This is a genomic window from Streptomyces sp. NPDC057428, from assembly GCF_042803195.1.
In the GTDB taxonomy this organism is placed as follows: domain Bacteria; phylum Actinomycetota; class Actinomycetes; order Streptomycetales; family Streptomycetaceae; genus Streptomyces.
Map to the genome: position 1 here is coordinate 1 of NZ_JBHVCT010000180.1, position 4503 is coordinate 4503.

The window sequence follows — 4503 nt, forward strand, 5'->3', positions numbered from 1 at the left end:
CTTGCGTCCGGGGTACCACCACCCGAGCTACCTCACACAGCGTGACCGGCGAGCCCGCCCGTCACCGCCGCACCCCCATCAAATTCGAAGACCCACTAATCCCAGTCACCCTGTACCGCGCCCAGAGGCTGCGCGCCAGCGGCCCCCTGGGTGCGGTACAGGAAGGCGAGCATGACCCCGCCGTGCTGCACTCTGATTCACCAAGATCATCCCGTGGCGGTCTTCGGGGTCACCTTGGCTGAACCCCTTACTCAGGAGACAGTGTTGTACGTCTTCCTCTCGATGACGTTGATGTGGTCTTCGATCTACGCTGCGACGTCCGGACAGGGCGTGGACAAGGTGCTTGAGTCAGTCACGGACCACGCAAATGCCGCGGCGACGTCCCTGCCTCAAGAGCAGCGGCAGGCAGCCGAATCTTTGTTGGTCGCTGCGGTGCAACAGGCGCCGGAGCACGGTGAAGAACTCGAAGGACTGTTCTCGGCGTTGCGACTCAGCTGCCGCATGCTTGAGAAGTTGTCCCTACCCCTCCCGGGCAACAAGATCGACAACCAGGTCGGCATCTTGCTCGCGGCGGGAAACTACGCCCTTTGCGCTGGGGTGCTCGTGGCCAGACTGGACACTGCGTAGAGGACTACGGGCATCGGCATCCAGCCGGACCTGATCATCCCCACCGGCCGCCGCAAGGGACACAACCCCAGCCTCTCCGGCCGGTCGACGGCTCCGGCTTCGGAACCGACCGGCAGGCCGACATGCAGACGGCTTCCGCGCTGGTCGGCGCCTGCGTGGAGCAGTGCCGACCGTGCCAGGCCAGCCTCGCGGATAAGGTCCTCGCCGGTGACCGGCTCGTCGTCGCCAGCCTCGCCGGCACCGTCTACTCGCTGCTCCCCTCCCCCGGCACCATGTGCTCCCCGGCCACCCGGCGGTTCCACTCCACGGCCCATGACACCGGGAGCCCCGGCTACGGCCCGGCGGTCCTCGCCGCGGTCGAGAAGCTGAGCCAGGAGGACGTGGAGGCGCTTCTGGAGGACACCCTCGACCTGTGGGCGGCGGCCGCCCCGTCTCACAGGAGGTGGCCGAGGAGGAGAGGGACGCCCACCGCTACGCCGCAGCGAGCGGGACCGCCTACTGTGCGACATCCCACGCGTTCCCCTGAGCCCCGGGGGGAGTCCGGCCTGCTGGCCAGGGGGTTCGTCCCTCCCTTGGCCACATGGGGACCGGTGAAAGAACTTCGCGCACTTTCAGGCGGCCCGGCGCGGCGGGCGGCGGGCACGTCCTACCAGGGATCACGGTGAGCCGCTTGGTACCGGGCTGGTAGTTCAGTCAGCGGTGAGAGTGCGTCGTACCGGGGCGGTGGCGACGCGGGTCCATGCCAGTGCGCACTGCAGGGCCGCCTCCTCGCGCGTCTTGTACGGGCCGCTGACCATGAAGGAGTCGGCAAGGCGGTAGTTCCAGCCGTTGCGCCCGGTCCGGCCGGTGCCGCCGTAGGACGGCTCCACGTAGCCCAGCACCGTGTCGTCCTCGGCGATCAGGTCCCACCGGTGGGTGTCGCGGTGGTCCGCGCCCTTGACCAGGCGGGGCGCTGCCCGCGACGGCGCGGGCCGCCTTCTGCGACAGCCGCCTGCGCCGGGCCGGTGCCGTCTTCTTCGGCGCGTCGGCAGGCTGCGGGGAGGACAGCATCGAATCGTCACGTGACGACTCTGTGGGCGGGGCCTGCACCGTGGCGCGCGGCGGGGCAGGCTCGGCGACCAGGTCGACAACGGTGACGGTCGGGGCCTGGAGACGGTCCGGGATGCCGTGCAGGGCTTGCGCGGCCGGGGCGGCCTGCCGTGCGCGGGCCGCCAGGACGACCGGAACCCGCGCCACGACCCCGAGGTCGAAGTCATCGGTGGGCCGTCCGGCGTTCAGGGCGCCGGCCAGGCGCCGGGCGGCGGCGGCCAGGCTGTCGGCCAGCTCTACCGCGGGCACGTCCGCGTACGCCTCCAGCAGCTCCCATTCCTTGCCAGGGGCGACCCGGTGCTCCTGGTCCTGTCGCTGACGGGCGCGGTACGCCTTGGCCTGGCAGGCGCGCGAACAGTAGCGGCGGGCCCGAGGGCCGCGCTGCGCGGGAAGGGCCCCACTGCATACTGGGCACGTCGTCCTGCGTTCCCCTCGGTCAATCGTCACGTGACGATTGAGCGGGTCTCGGCGGCCTGCCCGGTCACAGGTCGATACCGACGAGGGGGGAGTTCTTCGCGGTCGACGTCGTCCATGTACCGGGCGAGGACGCGGGAGCCGTCAGGCGGGAACGGGGGCCGTGTTCCGCCGCGCAGCCGTACGACCCCGGGGACGACGGTCTCGATGACGCGGGCTTCGAGGAACTCGTGGAGGACGGCGGGGCTGGCTTTGCAGGCGGCCGCCTGCTGTTCAGTCACCAGGCCAACCTGACCCTCGGCTACTTCGGCGATACGTCCGATGATCCTTAACATGTCGGAAGCCTAACGGCGCCCTCCGACATTGTTGGCAGGGTTTCTTGGGTCAACTTGCTGATATCTATGGGGGTATGGGGCACTGGAAGAACGATCGTGTGGCAGCCGCCGAGCGGGGCGAGAACCCCACCGTGCTCGCCCGGATGAGAACCGGATGGGCCGTCATCGGTGACACCCAGCACCTTCCCGGCTACTGCCTCCTGCTGTATGCCGGCCGTGCGAATCAGCTGACCGACCTGCCGCGCGCCGAACGGGCTCTCTTCCTCCTCGACCTCTCCCTGCTCGGCGAAGCCGTGCAGACGGCATGCGGCAAGCACGACGAGCAGCTGCGGCGACTGAACTACGAGGTGCTGGGCAACTCCTGGGAGCACCTGCACGGCCACATCCACCCGCGCTACGAGTGGGAGCCTCCGCACCTGCTGCGGGGTCCCGTATGGCGCTACGGGCAGGAGCGGACCGCCCCGGAACACGCCCTCGGATCCCGGCATGATGGCCTGCGGCAGGACATCAAGCAGGCGCTGACGGGCGTGCTCGCCGAGGCGTACGACCACGACTGACGCTCGCCACGTCGGCCGGGACGTGCAGGGGCGACCGGCTGCCTGACCGTGTCGAAGCGGAAGGTGGGGCGTTTTGTCACAGTGCCCTCCGGTCGGCAAGTGCGAGCAGCAAGCGGTCGTTGTGGGGGCGGGTAATGAGTTGGAGGCCTACGGGCTCCCCGGTGGGGGTGGTTCCGGCGGGGAGGCTGATTCCGGGGTGTCCGGAAATGTTGAAAGCCCAGGTCAAAGCGACGCTCATGTCGCTTCCCGGTCCTTCGTGTCCATGCGGGAGGTTTGGTGTCGTGGGGGTCGCGATGATGTCGACGCGGTCGAAGACGCTTTGCAGGCGCCTGTCGTTCTCCGCGACCAAAAGGGTGGTGCCAGGGTCGGGGGTGGCCGACGGCCGGCGCAGCGCCGTCCATGCGGGGGCGGGGTCGAGCAGGTTCACTTCGATACCGGCCCGGTGTAGCAGACCGGCCCGGACGAGTTCGTCGAGGGCATTGAGGGCAGTGGCGGCGACCTGCGGGTGAGTGCGGGCATAGCCGAGGGTGGCGGACCAGGTGACGGACACGGCGGCGGACGGTGTCGGCAGCGGCCAGGGGCGGCCGGTCGTCACCTCCAGGTAGGCGACGAGGTCGGGCATGCTGCGGGCGAGAGGGCCAGGGACGTTCAGGCCCGCCCGGTCGCGGGCGGGCAGCAGGCCGTTGGTGGGCTTAAAGCCAAGAACGCCACACCAGGCCGCCGGGATTCGCACCGACCCAGCGCCATCGGAGCCCGTGGCCAGCGGCACGGTGCCGCTGGCCACGGCGGCGGCGGACCCGGCCGAGGAACCGCCGGGTGACCAGTGTGGGTTGAACGGGTTGAGCGTAGGGCCGCGGTCGGTGGCTCCGTAAGTCTGCCATCCGCCCCTGCGGTCGGGTACTGAGGTTGCGCCGATGGGTACGCACCCCGCTTCCACGAGCCGAACGCTCTGGAAGGCCCCGGCGCCCTCGCTGGCTTTGATAGCGACTGGAACTCCGGCGAGCGGGAGGCGTTCGCCTGCGGTGATCCGTGCGTCGATGGCGGCCGCCTGTTTCAGAGCCTGTTCGGACCACAGGTCGGTGAAGGCGCGGAGCGCGTCCGCGTGCCGGGCGCGCTCCAGCGCCACGGCGATGACATCGACGGCCGGTACTTGGCGGTTCTGTACCAGACGCGCTATTTCCAGCGCCGACAGTGTCGTGAACTCCTGCGTGGTGAGCATAGGCAGCTCTCCTCTTCGTGGGATCTACCGGGTGGGCCGGTCAGGTTTTCTCGTCTCGCCCGGGCCCTGCTGCCAGGGCCTGCGGGCGGGAGAAGTGTCGGGGGAGGGGGACGCTTTCGGGGCGGGCCTGCGGCCTGTGCTGTGCGACCGGGCCGCCGATGCGCGGCGGCTTACGACCTCGGGGGAAATTGAGATGCGGGCGTGCTGGCCTGGCGGTTCGGCTGGTGGGTGATCAGCAGGCGGTGTCGCGGACGAGGACGAG

At 69.8% G+C, this 4503-nt stretch carries 6 protein-coding genes; 3 read left to right on the forward strand and 3 right to left on the reverse strand.

Features of this window, described 5'->3' with window-relative positions:
• Positions 1–213 precede the first annotated feature (213 nt).
• Both ACFU5K_RS31290 and ACFU5K_RS31295 read left to right on the forward strand, forming a co-directional pair.
• Positions 214–627: a hypothetical protein gene (locus tag ACFU5K_RS31290; RefSeq protein ID WP_384067952.1), complete on the forward strand. Its 414-nt coding sequence runs from the start codon at positions 214–216 to the stop codon at positions 625–627.
• A gap of 122 nt (positions 628–749) precedes the next feature.
• Positions 750–1292: a hypothetical protein gene (locus tag ACFU5K_RS31295; RefSeq protein ID WP_384067955.1), complete on the forward strand. Its 543-nt coding sequence runs from the start codon at positions 750–752 to the stop codon at positions 1290–1292.
• Between the two features lie 24 nt (positions 1293–1316).
• Here ACFU5K_RS31295 and ACFU5K_RS31300 read toward each other — a convergent pair whose 3' ends face one another.
• Together ACFU5K_RS31300 and ACFU5K_RS31305 are read right to left on the reverse strand one after the other, a co-directional pair.
• Positions 1317–1508: a hypothetical protein gene (locus tag ACFU5K_RS31300; protein WP_384067958.1), complete on the reverse strand. Its 192-nt coding sequence runs from the start codon at positions 1506–1508 to the stop codon at positions 1317–1319.
• A gap of 651 nt (positions 1509–2159) precedes the next feature.
• Entirely contained in the window at positions 2160–2465 is a 306-nt protein-coding gene (locus tag ACFU5K_RS31305) for a hypothetical protein (protein ID WP_384067961.1), read from the reverse strand.
• Between the two features lie 98 nt (positions 2466–2563).
• Here ACFU5K_RS31305 and ACFU5K_RS31310 point away from each other — a divergent pair, with 98 nt between their 5' ends.
• On the forward strand, positions 2564–3022 hold the full coding sequence (locus ACFU5K_RS31310; protein ID WP_384067964.1) for an HIT domain-containing protein: 459 nt from the start codon (positions 2564–2566) through the stop codon (positions 3020–3022).
• A 76-nt stretch (positions 3023–3098) separates the two neighbouring features.
• Here the strand turns inward: ACFU5K_RS31310 and ACFU5K_RS31315 are convergent, their stop codons facing one another.
• Positions 3099–4241, reverse strand: a complete 1143-nt coding sequence (locus ACFU5K_RS31315; RefSeq protein ID WP_384067967.1) for an amidase — start codon at positions 4239–4241, stop codon at positions 3099–3101.
• Between the last annotated feature and the right edge of the window lie 262 nt (positions 4242–4503).

What these genes read in the sequence shown, in the direction of transcription:
- ACFU5K_RS31295 (WP_384067955.1), top strand. Translation starts at nt 750, where the DNA reads ATGCAGACGGCTTCCGCGCTGGTCGGCGCCTGCGTGGAGCAGTGCCGA.
- ACFU5K_RS31305 (WP_384067961.1), bottom strand. Translation starts at nt 2,465, where the DNA reads ATGTTAAGGATCATCGGACGTATCGCCGAAGTAGCCGAGGGTCAGGTT.
- ACFU5K_RS31315 (WP_384067967.1), bottom strand. Translation starts at nt 4,241, where the DNA reads ATGCTCACCACGCAGGAGTTCACGACACTGTCGGCGCTGGAAATAGCG.